General features: G+C 57.3%; 12 protein-coding genes and 1 tRNA gene. 3 read left to right on the top strand and 10 right to left on the bottom strand.

Annotation, left to right across the window (positions count from 1 at the left end):
* Nucleotides 1-1173 precede the first annotated feature (1173 nt).
* From RCH93_RS07605 to RCH93_RS07595, 3 genes are all read right to left on the bottom strand, one after another.
* Nucleotides 1174-1249 (bottom strand) — tRNA-Phe (locus RCH93_RS07605).
* A gap of 56 nt (nt 1250-1305) precedes the next feature.
* Nucleotides 1306-2031, bottom strand: coding sequence for a hypothetical protein (locus RCH93_RS07600; RefSeq protein WP_306547742.1), 726 nt, complete (start codon nt 2029-2031; stop codon nt 1306-1308).
* Between the two features lie 305 nt (nt 2032-2336).
* Entirely contained in the window at nt 2337-3563 is a 1227-nt protein-coding gene (locus tag RCH93_RS07595) for an FprA family A-type flavoprotein (RefSeq protein WP_306547741.1), read from the bottom strand.
* A 482-nt stretch (nt 3564-4045) separates the two neighbouring features.
* On the opposite strand from RCH93_RS07595, the gene RCH93_RS07590 reads away from it, so the two are divergent.
* From RCH93_RS07590 to RCH93_RS07580, 3 genes are all read left to right on the top strand, one after another.
* Nucleotides 4046-4507: a hypothetical protein gene (locus RCH93_RS07590; RefSeq protein ID WP_306547740.1), complete on the top strand. Its 462-nt coding sequence runs from the start codon at nt 4046-4048 to the stop codon at nt 4505-4507.
* Between the two features lie 73 nt (nt 4508-4580).
* Nucleotides 4581-4802, top strand: a complete 222-nt coding sequence (locus RCH93_RS07585) for a hypothetical protein (protein WP_306547738.1) — start codon at nt 4581-4583, stop codon at nt 4800-4802.
* Nucleotides 4803-4890: 88 nt separating this feature from the next.
* Nucleotides 4891-5592 (top strand): hypothetical protein, encoded by a 702-nt coding sequence (locus RCH93_RS07580; RefSeq protein ID WP_306547737.1) that lies wholly within the window; start codon nt 4891-4893, stop codon nt 5590-5592.
* Nucleotides 5593-5764: 172 nt separating this feature from the next.
* On the opposite strand, the gene RCH93_RS07575 is transcribed toward RCH93_RS07580, so the two are convergent.
* The 7 genes from RCH93_RS07575 to RCH93_RS07545 all read right to left on the bottom strand — a co-directional run.
* Nucleotides 5765-6229, bottom strand: a complete 465-nt coding sequence (locus RCH93_RS07575; protein WP_306547736.1) for an ArsC/Spx/MgsR family protein — start codon at nt 6227-6229, stop codon at nt 5765-5767.
* A complete protein-coding gene (locus tag RCH93_RS07570) occupies nt 6226-7251 on the bottom strand; it encodes an ATP-binding cassette domain-containing protein (RefSeq protein WP_306547735.1) in 1026 nt (341 codons plus the stop codon). The genes RCH93_RS07575 and RCH93_RS07570 overlap by 4 nt, the downstream gene beginning before the upstream one ends.
* Before the next feature lie 227 nt (nt 7252-7478).
* Nucleotides 7479-8168, bottom strand: coding sequence for a GTP-binding protein (locus tag RCH93_RS07565; RefSeq protein WP_306547734.1), 690 nt, complete (start codon nt 8166-8168; stop codon nt 7479-7481).
* Entirely contained in the window at nt 8159-9391 is a 1233-nt protein-coding gene (locus tag RCH93_RS07560; RefSeq protein WP_306547733.1) for an ABC transporter substrate-binding protein, read from the bottom strand. The genes RCH93_RS07565 and RCH93_RS07560 overlap by 10 nt, the downstream gene beginning before the upstream one ends.
* A 311-nt stretch (nt 9392-9702) precedes the next feature.
* Nucleotides 9703-10980, bottom strand: a complete 1278-nt coding sequence (gene nifB, locus RCH93_RS07555; RefSeq protein WP_306547732.1) for a nitrogenase cofactor biosynthesis protein NifB — start codon at nt 10978-10980, stop codon at nt 9703-9705.
* Nucleotides 10981-11019: 39 nt separating this feature from the next.
* Nucleotides 11020-12399, bottom strand: coding sequence for a nitrogenase component 1 (locus RCH93_RS07550; RefSeq protein ID WP_306547731.1), 1380 nt, complete (start codon nt 12397-12399; stop codon nt 11020-11022).
* A 145-nt stretch (nt 12400-12544) separates the two neighbouring features.
* Nucleotides 12545-13605, bottom strand: a 1061-nt coding sequence (locus RCH93_RS07545; RefSeq protein ID WP_306547730.1) for a nitrogenase component 1, incomplete at its 5' end; no start/stop codon positions are given.

Here is a 13605-nt window from a genome sequence, read left to right as displayed (position 1 = left end):
CGCGCTTTTGTCAATGCTTCTTTCGCCTTTGCTAAAACTTCCTTGCCGCTTGCTGGTCGTGCCATATACCCACCTCCATTGATGGGCACATTATATCACTTTTGTTTTAGAAATGGAATAAGCCTGCAGTGCCTATGCGGAAGAGGAGCATGGATAGAATTGAAGCGTTTATCATAAAACCTATCTGGCATTGATTAATCATACGCAAAAAACAATCCTAAACATGTCCAGTCATCTCTCTGCGTAACATACTATAATTCATAGCATAATTTAACCATAGCGCTATGGGGTCAGCACAGGTCAGCATTGAGCGGCATAATTCATTCCTCTTTAAAGGAAAAAGATATTTTTCTCTTGTTAACAAGAACCACATCGTGGCTAATTGAAAGCTAGATGTCGGCAAATTTATTTGGGATAATAACGAAGAGCAGTAAAAATATAAAAACAATTTTGTTGATTTTTTTCCGAAAAAACGGAAAAATCAACCCCTTTAATTCCGACCAGGTTTAAATTGAGGAAAAGGGGGTGGGGTGAATAAATTTATTCCAGAGCCGCGCAAAGGGCGATGCTCAGAGTATCCCGGCCGGGATATCCGGTAGGTGAGTTTCGGATTAATCCCGAAGTCGTGGTTCCTGATGGAGCGCTGGCCGAAGGTGGGATTAATCCAGCCCAACTCTTCCGTTATCTTCAGCAAGAACGTTTTGGATCTGTTTTTAGCGCTGATACACAGATTCAGTGGCTCTGTGAAGACGGGTATCTACTGCCGTTGAACCTGTCACAGAATGCAGATAATGGGGTGAGGTTGGAGCCGATTGACCAGTAAAGCGACCCCCAGCATTTTTGAGGTTTCACCACAGTTGATGTTTGTTTTCTATTGCAGTTGACCGGAGGGTGATCGGAGATTTGAGCTAAATCTGGCAGCTTTGTTTGGTTAACTCGCTCTTTATGCAACGTTTGCTGCAAATTAGTGAAGAGTGCAGTTGTTGAGTGGATAGCCTTCGAACTCAAGGTTTTATGGGCTATGGCAGGGGAGAAGAACTGAGGGCGGTGCTACAAAATCCAGTGATAACAGCTTTTTGGATAGTAGTTTGGAAAAATATTCAGATTGACCAGAGGCTGGCCAGAGACAAAAAAGGGGTCACAGTCAAAAAAGCTGTAACCCCTTGAATTTGTTGGTGCCGAGACCAGGATTTGAACCAGGGACACACGGATTTTCAGTCCGTTGCTCTACCGACTGAGCTATCTCGGCATCGAATTTGAAGTCCCGATCATTTATCAAAGTATCGGTGTGTTGTCAATCTCTTTTTACTTTTTATTCTCCGCGAAGAGATCCCCGAGGTCGATTTCAAATTTGTCCAAGGCCGTCCCCGTCTTCACCGACGGCAAATAACGTTTTCCAGCGGCACTGCCGCTGACAAGTTTGGAGGGTGCGTCGAGTTCCAAGTCTTGAAAGTTGAGGTCTTCCAATCCTGTTGATTGGGAAGCCGTCTCAGGGGGCGGAGGAGGAGATGGGGCCAAGGCGTCCAGGACCAGGGCGGCAGGGGCCGTCTCCTCTTCTTGGGCGTAGGTTGGGATGGCGTCTGCCCGGGGAGGGGCCAAGTCGGAAATATCCAGATCGCTGAAATCAATGGCCGGCAGTTGAGGGGCGTCGGCGTCAGGTTCCGCATCGAAATCCAGGGTATATTCAGCTCGCGGAGAAACCTCGCTAAAATCATCGAGATCCATGATCTGGTCTGTGCCGGAAAAGGCAGCGGCATCGGCGCCAAAGGCATCCTCTTGATCATCTTTTAGAATGAATTCGGTATCGATCCCATTGCGCAAGGAGGGAGATTCTTCCTCTGCTGGAATCTCCTTCGGGGCTTTGATGCTTGGCTTTAAAGGCGTATCCGGTGAAAATTTTAAAAAGGAAGGTGCTGTGGCATTGTAAATAGTTCCATTGATCTCGGAAGTGAGAGACCCAACCAGTTTATTGCATTTCTTGCAGGTGTCGATATTGTCAAAAGAAATGTAACCGCATTTAGGGCAGCGCATAGTATTCGCCTTCGTTTGAAAAATTGTGCAGAGGACAAAAAACACAAAAATATTGTTCGAATGCGCTCATTATCGCACAGGGGTTCTGGAAAAAGCAAGGCGCTAAAAAAAAATATCCCGAGATTGCCTTGTCGGTGATTTCAGCCAACCCTTGCTGGGTGACGGAAAAGAGTGGCCGCTCAAATCGGCGAGTGTGTCGTGAAAAACAGGAGAGAGATGTGCCGCCCCGCTGCAAACAGGTGCAGCGGGGCGGTTAAGTGCAAGGCGGGGAACGTGTTGCAAGCGTGCTTGAGGATTGCTCTGCGTTATTTGGCGAATGCGATCAGCGTGTCGCAATAGGCGTCGAGAGCCTGCTGCATGGCGGCTTTGTCGGCGTCGGTCGGGGCTCCTTGCCACTCGTAATGGCCGAGCACGTCCCAGCCTGATTTTTCGGTTTTGGCCTCGAAATCCTTTTGGGCGCCGCCAACCCAGCCGTACGAACCAAAGCGGAACACCTTCTTGTTGGTGACCTTTTTCACCATCAACTCCTCAATGGTGTGCGCCATGGGCGGGAACATCTTGTATTCATAGGTGGGCATGCCGAAAATCAGACCCGCGGATTTCCAGGCGCTGGCCAGGATGTAGCCGATCTCGTCGCCGGGGACCTGGAAGACGTGGACCGGGATGCCTCGCTTGCGCAGCGTCTCAATCACCAAATTCAGCACCTGCTTGGTGTTGCCGTACATGGAACTCCACACCACGGTCACCTCGCGTTCTGCAGGTCCCTTGCTGTATTCGGCGTAGCGTTTGTAATGCTCAATGATAACGGCCGGGTTGTCGCGCCAGATGATGCCGTGCGAGGGGCAGATCACCTCTATGTCCAACCCTTTGAGCTTCTCCAGCCCCTTGAGGACAAAGGCGGAAAAAGTGGCCACGATGTTGGCGTAGTAACGCAGCGCCTCCTCCTCGAAAAATTTGTGTTTTTCCTGGGAGATCTGGTCGTCAAAGATCGCGTCCTCGTCGATGCGGCCATAGGAGCCGAAGGCGTCGCACGAGAAGAGAATCTTGCGCTTGCGCTCGTAGGTCATCATGGTCTCGGGCCAGTGGATGTTGGGGGTGTCGAAAAACTGCAATTCATAGTCGCCCACCGTCAGCACCATGCCGTCGGTGATGGCAATGGCCCTCTCGGGCGGCACAGAGGCAAAGGCCTCAAGCAGAGGGATGGCCTTCTTGGTGCAGTAGATGATTGCCTTGCTGTTCTTCTTGCAGAATTCGCGCAGCCAGCCGGAGTGATCGGGTTCCATGTGGTTGATCACCAGGATGTCGACGTCCTCGACGGCCATCGTCACCCCTTCCATCTGATGGCTGATTTCTTTGGGAAAGTTGAAAATATCCTGCGTCAGATCAATCAGGACGTTCTTTTCGCTCTTGATCAGGTAGCCGTTGATGGAAATGCCGTGGGGAATCGGCCAGATGCCCTCGAACAGATAGTTTTTGTCTTCAATGTTGACCGAAAGTCGATAGATGTCGTCGACCACTTTTTTGATGTGCATAGCGCTCACTACTCCAATATCAAACGTTAAAATGTGTGTGTCTTTAAGACGCTTCCTGGCGGTCGCGAAGAAGCATCGTAACATACGCCGGTTACGGTAAAATTTCCAGGCGCAAAATCTTTGCGCGTATTGTCGTTTGGACGAAAACCATTGCATCGCCCGGACAGGCAAAGAGGCGTTGCATCATCCAGGCTCCTCTTGGCCCGCGGTCTGCCCTCCTCTCCCTCCTTTAGGCTATGTTGCGTGTTGCGCGAAAACGTACACTTTTTCGTTGCGCGCCACATTTTCTCGTTCGTCGGTTGAAGTCGAAGGTATCCTTTTGTTCAGGGTAACTCTTAAATATTCCGTCATAAAATAGGCGACTTTGCGCGCTTTCCTTTTGGGCATAGATCTTGATGTTTCACATTGTCTCTCCCCTCATCATTGGGCGCTCTGCGCGAGGTGGTTGGAGGCGGTCAATGACAACCTTTTCAGGAAACGATATGCCGAAAAGTGAAAGCCAGCTGCACGAGATAAAATGGCGATTTGATGTGGAGGCGCACGCCTATACGGCGGCGGAGGCCTATCTGCTGCTTCTGTACAATCCTGCACAAGTTGCTGAAATAGTCTTGAAGCTGAAGTCGACGCCCGTTGTTCATCTTAAAGCGCACGACATCTTTTCCGCTTCCGGCCTTGCCCAGTTCGAGGCCAACAACGCGCACATCGAACATGATCGAATAAAAATACAAAACAACATCCCCCTGGCGCCGCTTCTCCTGGTTCGCGATGAAGGCAAAGGGAAGATGTTCATTGTCAACGGCTATCATCGCCTGTGCGCCATCTCCGCATTGCGTGAAGACGTCTGGATCAAGTGCAAGGTAAGTCGGTTCAAGGGGGCAAGGCATGGCATAACCATAGGCTGCGAGACTGCCCGACTGGGGCGTTCTCAATATATGCAAGGATAGCTTGCCCCGCTGATGCACGGGTGAGGTGGGTTCGTAACCGAAGTGGAATCATTTTTCCGAAGGAGGAGAAGCAATGGACGCAGTGAAAATAGTGGCAATCCTGCTCATCGTGGGCGGCGGCGCGGGGCTCTTGTACGGCAAGTTCAGCTATACCACCGAGACCCACGAGATCAAGATAGGGACGCTTGACATGTCCGTGGCGGAAAAAGAGACGGTGAACATTCCGCTCTGGGCCGGGGTGGCGGCAATTGTCGGGGGCGGCGCGCTGCTGCTGTTTGCGAGCAAGAAAGGATAGACAGCGAAGCGAAAGGGTTGTGCCGGTCATCACCGCTCCAGGGAAACGCGAGGCTCGACGGAACTGCCGCCAGGAGGCGCAACGTGCTATGCCGATAGAGATCATCAAAAAAATATGTCCAATAACCTTTGGCCTGCCAACAAAAATGACACAGCAAGGGTTCGAACGATTCTGCTGGGAAAAGCAACACAACGTTGTCCGCACCTACAACGGAACCAAGAATGGGCGGAAAACACATCCCGTCTGTGCAGTCTGCAAAGGCGATAAGCCGGCGGAACTGGAAATTGTCATATTGGAGGAAAAGAGCATGACCTTAGGGACAAAACCGGGAGACAGCCTCCTCTGCAGCTGCGAAGAGCAAGCCGTTGCACTCGACTATCCCGCAGCGATGCGGGCGCCTTGCCAAGCGCTGTCGGCCGCAACAAGCCAATGGAGTGAAGCCGATGGGCAAACGTGCGACCCAATACAGGAGGGGGAAGATGGGGTAGGCAGGGCTGACGCCTGTCTCGGGGGCGAACAAAACGAGGCGGAGGGGTGCGGCGAAAGAGAGACGCCCAGCAACAGATTCGCTGTTTTCCAGGAAGCCCTCGGGTTCTCTGGAGGTAAAGATGCTGTCGCTACACTCACGGCGGTTGCGGTGCTCACCCAGGAGTTTGATCGATTGAGGAAGCGCTGTGAAGAATTGGTTGAGAGCTTGGCAACCCAGGAGAAGGAGCTTGCGTGGTATCGAAGCGTTCTTGATCAAGCGCCTCCCGCCGCCATGCCCGCCGTCAACGTCGGTTCAATCTGATGGGGTGTTTCGGTGGAAGCCGCCGTGGCTCCGGTTGAACTCATTTTGGCCAAGGGCGGGTAACCGGCTGCATCGCGTTGCCTTTTTGCTGCCGTAAACCACAACCGGTGGCGCGCTCAAGATGCAGAACGCGCTTCCGCCCCTTGTAGGCGCAACATCCAACGGCGTCCCCTCACCCCAGAGTCGGCAAGGTCCGAGGCTGGTCGCATTGAATGCCAATCGCATCTCCAGGGCATCCTTCCAAATCCACCCCGGCCAGCAGGTTCAAGCGCGGGCTCTCTTTGCAGCTCACTCCAATTCGTTCCAACTCCTCGATATTAAATCCCACCAGACGCACGCCGGCCACCTCCATCAGCGGCCGCCGGATCAGCAGCGGATCGGCCAACATGGCGTCCAGCGCCTGATGCTCATCCATGCCGTGAATATCCACCTCGCCCGATTTCACCTTGGGCGCCAATCCATTGAACCATTGTGCCACCGGCAGAGCGCCGAAAAAGGAGCGCAGTTCTTCCCTGGTGAAAGGGAATTCGAGCAGATTTTCGGTGATCAGGCGGTGCCCGGCGGAGAGGAGAATGGCTTTTTGACGGGCGTTGCCGGTGCAGTGGGGTTTCTCGAAAAAGCGGATTGTAGCGGTCATGGCGTGTTCCTCCGGAAATTCTCAAGATCAATGGGCGCCGCCTGTCCGCCGTGACGCAGTTGGTGGCGAATGGCGGCGTGGATGTCGTCCAGCTTCTCCAAGTCGGCGAGGATGGCCTCTTCCTCGATGGTGCGCTGGCGGAGCGCATGCATGGCCCCGTGGCGCATGCACAGGCGGCGCGGCGCCAGCAGGGCGAGCAACGGGTCGTGGGTGGCCGAGAGGACGATTTTGTCCTGCGAGAGCAGCAGGTTGAAGGCGGCTCTCCGGTCGATGCCGGCGTTTTCGATCTCGTCGATGAGCACAATTGGCGAGCGGCAGACCAGGGCGGTGTCGGCCACCATCAGCGCCCGGGTTTGGCCGCCGCTGAGGCTGGTGAGCGCGGTGGCGCCGGCAAAAGGCTCGCCGGACAACTCGTTGGCCGCGGCAATGGTTTCAGCAACCACGGATGCGGCCATGCCCCGGCTTTCCACATGCAGGCTGAGCAGTTCCTCAACGGTGGCGTCCAACACAAAAGACATGGTCTGCGACAACTGGGCAATCAGCTGATCGCCGCCGGTGGAAAATCGTCTGTCTTCGGAGGGATGGCCGTCGACCAGAATCATCCGTCCGCTTGGGGTGTCGCCGGTGGCCAGCCATTCGATGTCGGCCAGCAGGCGGCTTTTTCCTGAACCGGTTGGCCCGACAATGGTCAGCAGATCGCCCCGCTGGAGACAGATCCGCTCGACCTGCTCCGGCTGGCCCGATTTGTCGCGGCCGGCAATGATCTCCAGTTGTTCAAGCGAGGCGGTGGAGGCGAGCAGCCCATTCAGTTCGTTGATCCGCGCCAGCAACTGATCGAGAAAATCCGCGGCCGACCGGTTGCGCAGGGCCGACCACTGGGCCAGCTTGGCCGCAAGGGTCACCTCCTCGGCCGGGTCGAACTCGATGCCCTGCTCGAGCAGCACCGATTCGAGCAGCGGATACTCGGCCAGCAGGGCGGCGAGGCTGGTTTGGGTCAGTTTTTCTTGGGTGAGGGGTTGCACAATCAATCCTTTGTTCAAGGCAAGGTAGGTTTCAATGGCAGCGAGTGGGTGGCGTAGACCCAATCGAGCTTGTCATCTCGACCGCAGGGAGAAATCTCCGGGTGCGGGCAAATTGAGATCTCTCCCTGCGGTCGAGATGACAGCAAAACAAGTGCTGCGGGGAAACGGCGCGGGTCTTTCCCATCGAACACTATCAGCACCTCCTCTGCTTTTGCTGCACTGCGGTTTCAATCAATGCTCAGCTTGCGAAACTGGCCGATCTGGTACTCCGGGCCAACCCGGGTTTCACCGAGACAGTAGGAGCAGAGCGCCGCCGGCATGGGGAAGCGCAACCGTAAGGTTTCGGAAGAATCCTGCAGTTCCGGGGCATCAATGAACATCCGCGCCAAGGCCTGCGAGCCCTGGCCGGTGCGGCCGTTGATCTGGATGATTCTGGCGCGCGGGGCCACGCTCTGCACCCGGTAGGCAAAGACCTCGCGCTCGGCCTGGGAGACGATGTCGCCCTTGGTGATCACCACCGCGTCGGCCAGCTTGAGCATCGGCCCGATTTTCTTGGGCGTGTTGAGGCCGCTGACGTTGTCGATGACGCAGACCGCCAGCGCCCCCTTGATATGCGGCGAACAGCGGTTGCACAGGCCGGCGCTTTCAATCACGGTCATGGCCAGTTGGCGCTTGGCCGACCACTCCAGCACCCGGTCGATGTTGCTGACAAAATAATGGTCAGGACAGAGCACGCCCGACAAGCCCTTCTGCACCGGGATGCCCGCCGCCTGATAGAGGGCGTCGTCGTCGGTGAACAGGCAGTCGAATTTGATCACCCCGGCCTTGACGCCGTCTGCGGCAACCGCTTCCAGGGTTTTGATCAGCACCGAAGTCTTGCCGCTCGAGGGCGGACCGGCAACCGTGATCAGCCGCATCCTGCCCCGCCTGTACGCTCGTATTCCGTAGTGAATGCCTCGCCAACCGATTGCTTGACCTGTTCCAGGTCGTTTTCGTAGATGAAATCCCAGCCGATCCAGAACAGTTTTTTGCCCGCAGGGACAATGTCGGCCACCTCGGGATGCGGGGTGGGGAAGAAATTGTCGCTGCAGTGCTGGTGCAGCGCCTTGCCCATGAGAAAATCGACCACCTGCGCCAACTCGGCCCGCTTCTTCTTTTTGACCAGCAGCTGCACCGGACTGACAAAGGCCCCTTCCTCGGGAAAGAGAATCTCAATCCGCTCTGCAGCCTTGATCTTCCGGGCAAAGAACCAGGGCATAATGAAAAAGGGCGGGCAACCTTCGGAGCGGGAGTCGATCATCTTGACCATCTGGGAGGGGTGCGTGCCGCCGCAGACATTGGCCGCCAGGCGGGGGATGGCCTCCAGGCCGAACAGGCGGAAAAAGGGCACGAGCACCCCGGAGCAAAAAAAGCTGTCCTGACCGCGCATGATGATCGATTTGCGGTACTCGGGCTGCAGGAAATCGGCCCAGGAGACCGGCGGCGCCAACTCGGGGCGCACATCCTTGACATGCACCGCCACCAGGGCGTTGGCGCAGAACTGGGTGAAATGGCCGCGCGGGTCGGCATAGCCGATCTCGGCCATACGTGGGTGCATCGATCCGTTGACGCTGACGAAGTGGCCGGGGAGAACGAAGCGCTCCAGAAAGCGGCGATGATAAAAGGCATTGAGGTCCGAACTGAGGATCAGATCCGGCAATTCGTCCACCGACTCCACCGAATCGACGTAGGGGTAATACGACAATTCGTGATTGACGTTGCCTTCGGCCAGGTAGGCCAGCGGCGCGTTGCTGGCGGCCAATTGCTCGGCAAAGGTCTGCAGCGCGCGGTCGAGTGAAACCTTGAGGCCGCAGGGGAGCAGAGCGAGCAAGGTTGGCTTGGCGGTTTGGATGTCGGCGGCGGAACTGGCCAGCTCGCCGGTGGAATCGGCTTCGGCTGCCTGGCCACAGCGCGTGAGGAAGAGTTCCGAGTCGATGCGTTTGAATTTCAGCAGGGTGCGCAGCTTGAGGAACGGCCCCAGTTTGTCGCGGACCTGCGGGCTGTCGAAATCGTGAAAGCCGAAGCTCTGGAAAACCGGCAGGGTTTCCGGGTGGCCGTCAAGGCAGTCCTTGACGGAGAGATCGAGGTGGATTGGCGACATTGTTGTATCCTTGGCTTACTGGTCTTTGGTCGGAGGTGCCTTCCTGGCAGTTGCAACGAAAGGGCTTCTCGGTTCGGTTCAACCCCTCCGTCTGTCATTCCGAACGCTTGTGAGGAATCTGGAGATTTCTCCTTTCGGTCGAATGACACAACCCACCCACCTGTTGTTTGCTGCACCCTGGATCCTGGCGGGCAACGCTTTGGGGTTTGATCGATGAAAAAAATGGGGCACAAGTCCACCGGGCCGGGAGCAACCCGGCCCGAGACCCTGTGCCCCGAGCGGCGGGAGGTGCGGTTGACGAGGGGGATCGATCAGCCGCACCCGTTCCCACCGCCGGCACAAGCACCTTTGGACGAACATTTGCGCATCCGTCCCTGCAGACTGGAGAGTCCCTTGCCGGTATAGACCGCCTCCAGGCCGCGCTCGATGAACCCGACCATGGTGATGGGCTGAATGCCTCGCTTCTTGAGCATTTCCTTGGGCGATTCGCCGAGATCATTGACCAGGATGGCCTGGCAATCGGCCAGGATACGGCTGATGTTGAGCCAGCGCTGGCTGCCCCCGCCGGTGGGCGGGGCCTGGCGGTCCTCAATGTGCTGGTAGCCGCCTTTGCCGTCCTCGCCCCAGATCTGAAACCGGGTCGCCTCGCCCAGATGCTGGTTGACCAGCACTCCCTCCAGGGTCGCAACCGCGACATAAGGGCGAACGGTTTCTTCCGGTTTGGGCAGCTGGGCGCAGGCGCTGAGGCAGCCGCGCATCTCATCGGTGCGGTCGTTGTCGAGCAGGCCGACTGCATCGGCCCGGCAACGGGTGCAGTGGCGCATCTGCGGCAGGAACTGCTCGGCCTGGTTGCGGAGTGTGTCCATCTGTTCCTTGGAAGGCTCGGCAATATTTTCAAAGGCCGTATCGGCATTGGGGAACATGGCCATGCAGTTGAGCAGATCCACGCCTAGTTCCTTCATGGTCGCGGCCAGCACCGGGATGTGGTGATCGTTGATCCCCGGAATGACGATGGTGTTGACCTTGACCGTGATCCCGTGCTGTTTCAACAGCGCAATCGCCTGCAACTGGCGGGCAAGCAGCAGTTCCGCACCCTGGCGGCCGCGATACAGCACCTTGCCGTCCCGCACCCAGGCATAGATGTGCTGGGAAATCTCCGGATCGACCGCGTTGATGGTGATGGTCACATGGGAAACGCCGATCTCGGCCAGTTCCGGCACATGCGGCGCCACATTCATGCCGTTGGAGGAGAGGCAGAGAATAGTGTCCGGGTACTCTTTGCGGATCAGACGCATGGTCTCCAGGGTCTCCTCGGCGTTGGCAAAGGGGTCGCCCGGACCGGCGATGCCGGCCACCGAGATGCGTGGTTCCTTTTCCAGCACTTTGCCCATGTAGACCAGGGCCTGGTCGGGGCTGAGCAGGGTGGAGGTGACGCCGGGCCGCGACTCGTTGACGCAGTCGTACTTGCGGTTGCAGTAGTTGCACTGGATGTTGCATTTGGGGGCAACCGGCAGATGCACCCGGCCGTACTGACCTTTGGCCTTGACGTTGAAGCAGGGGTGGCGATTGAAATCTTTTTCGCTGAGCATATCGTTGGCTCCTTGATCGTGGAATAGCGACCGAATGAATTACATGTAGAAATAGCCGACCGGGGAATCGTCCTGTTTTTTCTCGATCATCGCGTTGGCCACCATGTCGAACAGGTGTTGCGCGCCGGCATACCCGAGATGGAGAATGCGCTGGCCGCCGACCCGGTCATGGATGGGGAAGCCCACTCGGATGAGCGGGATATTCAATTTCTTCGCCAGCGGGTAGCCCTTTGAATGACCGACCACCAGGTCGGGCTGCAGGGTTTCGGCGATCTCGCTGATCTCAAAAAAATCCATGCCCTCAAAAACCTGCGGCTGTTCGGGCAGGGTGTCGCCGGTTGCGGCTGCAATCGCGGCCTTGAGCTTGCCCGAGGTGCCGCCCGAGGCGCAGAGCACCGGCTGGACGCCGATCTCGGCGAGGAAGGAACACATGCCCACCAGCAGGTCCTCCTCGCCGTAGAGGATGGCCCGTTTGCCGAAGACGTACTTGTGGGCGTCGACATAGGCGTCGACCAGGCGGCCGCGCTGTTTGGCGTATTTTTCAGGCGTCGGCCGGCCGCTGATGGTCTCCAGCAGGCTGAAAAAGGCGTCGGTCTCGCGGATGCCCACCGGCATGCCAAGCCGGTGATTGGGCACGCTGAATTTCTCCGCCAGAACCGTGCCGCCGGTTGCGGCCAGGGTTGGGCCAAATTCAATGGTCGCCTGGGAACGGCCCATGGCCTTGATCGCCGCGATCGGGGTGCCGCCGCCCTGGATTTTCTCGTATTCCAGCAGGGCCGGGCCGTCCATGGTCTCGGAGAGATCGGGCAACAGGGTGCAGCCCAGGCCGAAGTCGGCCATGATTTCGGCCAGCAGCCGGTAATCGGCCGAGCTGACAAAACCGGGCAGGAGGTTGACGACTTCGCCTCGCGGTCCGCCCTCGCTCACCTGGGCCACAACCTCGCGAATGGCGGCGTGGAAGCCCTCCATGTGGGTGCCCGAGTAGCTGGGAGTGGAGACGTTGACAAACAGGGGCAAGCCCACCGAGCCTTTGGTGTCCTCGGCGTACTGATGGAGGTACATCTTGACGTCGTCGCCGATGGTTTCGGTCAGGCAGGTGGTGGCGATGCCGATCAGCTGGGGCCGGTACTTGGCGGCTACGTTGGTCAGGCCCAGCTTGAGGTTGGGGCCGCCGCCGTAGACCGCGTGCTTCTCGGAGAGCGAGGAGGAGGCGATGTCGATCGGCTCGTTGTAATGGCTGATGATGTAGCGGCGCATGTAGGTGGCGCAGCCCTGGGAGCCGTGCAGATAGGGCACCGCGCCCTCAATGCCTTTGAAGGCCAGGCAGGCGCCGAGCGGCGTGCACAGCTTGCAGGCGTTGGTGGTCGAAATGTAGTTGGGTTTTCTCGGTTTTTTGAATGTAGGCGGATTCGTGCTCATGGCGTTTTCCTTAGTCTCATATACTTTGCGCTGTCATTTCGACCAGCGGGAGATCTCTCTTCCCTTTCTCCGTCTGGAGATTTCTCCCTGCGGTCGAAATGACAAGCCGGGGGAGGCGGAGCAAAAACATTTTGGCGATTGCTGATCATTCAGCTGCTGTGCTCGGCGTTTTCTTGCGCGGCACGAACTGCCAGACCGGGCTCATCACCGAGGAATACACCTCGCGGGCGAAGTTGAGCATGCCCTCGAATCCGGCCAGGGCCTCTTTGCGTTCATGGTTGTGGTCGCAGAAGCCGATGCCCAGCTTGTAGGCAATCGGCCGTTCCTTGACCCCGCCAACAAAGATGTCCACCTCTTTTTCAGTAAGAAAGGAGGTCAGCTCCAGCGGGTTGGAATCGTCGACAATGATGGTTCCGGGATCGGTGATCGCCGCCAGTTCCTCGTAATCTTCCTTGGTGCCGGTCTGCGAGCCGACCATCACCACCTGCATGTCGATCAGGCGGAAGGCCTTGACCAGGGAAAAGGCCTTGAACGAGCCGCCGACGTAGATGGCCGCCTTCTTGCCGGCCAGGGCTTTGCGGTAGGGCTCCAGGGCCACGGCCAGGGTTTTGACCTCGCCCTCGACAATTTTTTTGGTGCGCTCCATCATCTCCGGATCTTTGAAGAAGCGGGCGATGTCGTACAGGGCCTCGGCCATGTCCTCGATGCCGAAATAGGAGACGCGGATCGAGGGAATGCCGTATTTTTCTTCCATCATGTTGGCCAGCTGCATGGTCGAGCCGGAGCACTGCACCACGTTGAGGGCGGCGCCATGGGCGCGCTGGATGTCGGCCACCCGGCCGTCGCCGGTGATGTTGGCCACCACCTGGATGCCCATTCGCTCGTAGTATTCGCGGATCATCCAGATCTCGCCGGCCAGATTGAAATCGCCGAGGATGTTGAGGGAATATTTGGAGATGGAGCTGGTGTCGCCGTTGCCGATCAGGCGGAAGAGGGCGTCGCAGGCGGCCTGGTAGCCGGCCCGTTTGTTGCCCTTGAACCCTTCGGATTTGACCGGGATCACCGGAATATTGTACTCGGCCTCGATGGTGCGGCAGACCGCTTCCAGGTCGTCGCCGATGATGCCGACAATACAGGTGGAATAAACAAAGGCCGCCTTGGGCTGATGGCGTTCGATCAGCTCGCGCAGGGCGGCGGTCAATTTTT

It is taken from the genome of Desulfobulbus sp., assembly GCF_030824455.1.
In the GTDB taxonomy this organism is placed as follows: domain Bacteria; phylum Desulfobacterota; class Desulfobulbia; order Desulfobulbales; family Desulfobulbaceae; genus Desulfobulbus.
This window is presented reverse-complemented; position numbering and strand designations above follow the sequence as displayed.

What these genes read in the sequence shown, in the direction of transcription:
- RCH93_RS07600 (WP_306547742.1), bottom strand. Translation starts at nt 2,031, where the DNA reads ATGCGCTGCCCTAAATGCGGTTACATTTCTTTTGACAATATCGACACC.
- RCH93_RS07595 (WP_306547741.1), bottom strand. Translation starts at nt 3,563, where the DNA reads ATGCACATCAAAAAAGTGGTCGACGACATCTATCGACTTTCGGTCAAC.
- RCH93_RS07590 (WP_306547740.1), top strand. Translation starts at nt 4,046, where the DNA reads ATGCCGAAAAGTGAAAGCCAGCTGCACGAGATAAAATGGCGATTTGAT.
- RCH93_RS07585 (WP_306547738.1), top strand. Translation starts at nt 4,581, where the DNA reads ATGGACGCAGTGAAAATAGTGGCAATCCTGCTCATCGTGGGCGGCGGC.
- RCH93_RS07580 (WP_306547737.1), top strand. Translation starts at nt 4,891, where the DNA reads ATGCCGATAGAGATCATCAAAAAAATATGTCCAATAACCTTTGGCCTG.
- RCH93_RS07575 (WP_306547736.1), bottom strand. Translation starts at nt 6,229, where the DNA reads ATGACCGCTACAATCCGCTTTTTCGAGAAACCCCACTGCACCGGCAAC.
- RCH93_RS07565 (WP_306547734.1), bottom strand. Translation starts at nt 8,168, where the DNA reads ATGCGGCTGATCACGGTTGCCGGTCCGCCCTCGAGCGGCAAGACTTCG.
- RCH93_RS07560 (WP_306547733.1), bottom strand. Translation starts at nt 9,391, where the DNA reads ATGTCGCCAATCCACCTCGATCTCTCCGTCAAGGACTGCCTTGACGGC.
- nifB (WP_306547732.1), bottom strand. Translation starts at nt 10,980, where the DNA reads ATGCTCAGCGAAAAAGATTTCAATCGCCACCCCTGCTTCAACGTCAAG.
- RCH93_RS07550 (WP_306547731.1), bottom strand. Translation starts at nt 12,399, where the DNA reads ATGAGCACGAATCCGCCTACATTCAAAAAACCGAGAAAACCCAACTAC.